The sequence below is a fragment of the Alcanivorax sp. HI0083 genome (genome assembly GCF_001635175.1).
In genome coordinates this window covers 1-1,530 of record NZ_LWFX01000038.1, presented here as the reverse complement: position 1 = coordinate 1,530, position 1,530 = coordinate 1, and the positions used below count along the sequence as shown (strand labels likewise).

The window sequence follows — 1,530 nt, the reverse complement described above, 5'->3', positions numbered from 1 at the left end:
TTATTGCGATCCCCTACGCCTCGCACCGCATCGAGCATTTCACCCACCACCGCTATACCACCCAGCCGGACAAGGATCCTGACTTTATTATCAGCGGGATGCAGAAAGGACCATTAGGACTGCTGACCACCGGGCTGCGTTTCCAGTGGGTACAGAATACCTTTTTTGTGCAACACAGCTGGGGCAGTGCGTCGTTGACGGAAAAGCTGATTTATTGCGCTGAGCTGGTGGTATCACTGGGCTGGCGGGTTGCCTTTCTGGCGATGGTAGACGAGCCCGGCACCGTGGCCGTGCTCTTGCTGGGCTATTACACCGGCGGTCTATTCACCGCCTACTGGTTTGCCTATCGCCCCCATCACCCTTACAAGGTGAGCGAGCGTTATCGCAACACCAACAGCCTGATCATGCCCCGCTGGATGAAGCCACTGGAATGGTTCTGGCTGGGCCAGAACCTCCATTCCATCCATCACCTGTTTCCACGGGTGCCGTTCTACCAATACCACGCCCTGCACCGGGATATCGAACCGGTTCTACGGGCTCAGGGGACGCCGATCATCGGCATTTTTTCCCGTGAGCCGACATCTAAAGGGGAAAAGGTCTAGGGAACCTCTGAAAGCAGCAACAGCCACGTAAAGACGGCGACCCCCGGGCCATTAGCGCTTGAGGAAAGCGGACCCCAATGCAAGGTAAACACTGGTTTTATATATGAATCCTCTTCACGTCAATAAACATCCTGTTTCCCGCAAATAGTCGCTTTTTGCACGATTTATGGTCACTTATGACGATAAACAGCCTGTAATATTTTGTGACTGAATGTTAACTTGCGCCGGCAAAATCATAACTCGGGAAAGTTATCATGAAGTATTCAAACAAAGCCGTGCTGGCAGCCGCGATTGCTGCTGCGTCCACCCAGGTGATGGCCAATGGCCTGGCTCTGAACGAACAGAGCGCCAGCAGCGCCGGCTCTGCCTACGCAGGCCGCGCCTCTACCGCCATCAACGCCAGCACTCTGTACGGCAACCCCGCCGGCATGAGCCGCCTGGACCGCGCCGAAGTCAGCGGCGGCCTGGCCTTTATTGATGCCAGCACTGATATCAGCAACGCCCAAGGCACGCTGCCAGGCACCAACGATGGCGACATGGTGCCCTTTTCTACCGTGCCCTTTGCTTACTATGTCACTCCTCTCAATGACAAATGGCATGCTGGTATCGGCCTGTACGCCCCGTTCGGTGTGGAAAGCGATTATGAAGACGGTTGGCAGGGTCGTTACAACGGCCTGAAAAGCATGGTTCAAGTCGTCACCATTCAACCCACCGTCAGCTACGCGTTCAACGACCGTATTTCTGTGGGCTTTGGCCCCACCTTCAGCCGCATTGATGGCGAGCTGACCAGCAACCTGCCCGGCGTGGCCTTCGGTTCTGCCACAGACCCCAAAGTAGAAATTGAAGGCGACGACGAAACCGTTGGCTTTAATGCTGGCGCCCTGTTTTCTCTCACCGAAACCCTGGACTGGGGCATCACCTACCACTC

The 1,530-nt window shown here is 55.7% G+C and carries 2 protein-coding genes; both read left to right on the top strand.

The annotated features are described in order from the left end of the window. A partial coding sequence (locus A3754_RS00425; protein ID WP_197468338.1) for a fatty acid desaturase occupies positions 1 to 602 on the top strand: 602 nt, incomplete at its 5' end. 254 nt (positions 603 to 856) lie between these two features. After that, positions 857 to 1,530: OmpP1/FadL family transporter (locus A3754_RS00420; protein WP_197468337.1), on the top strand; the 674-nt coding region annotated here is incomplete at its 3' end.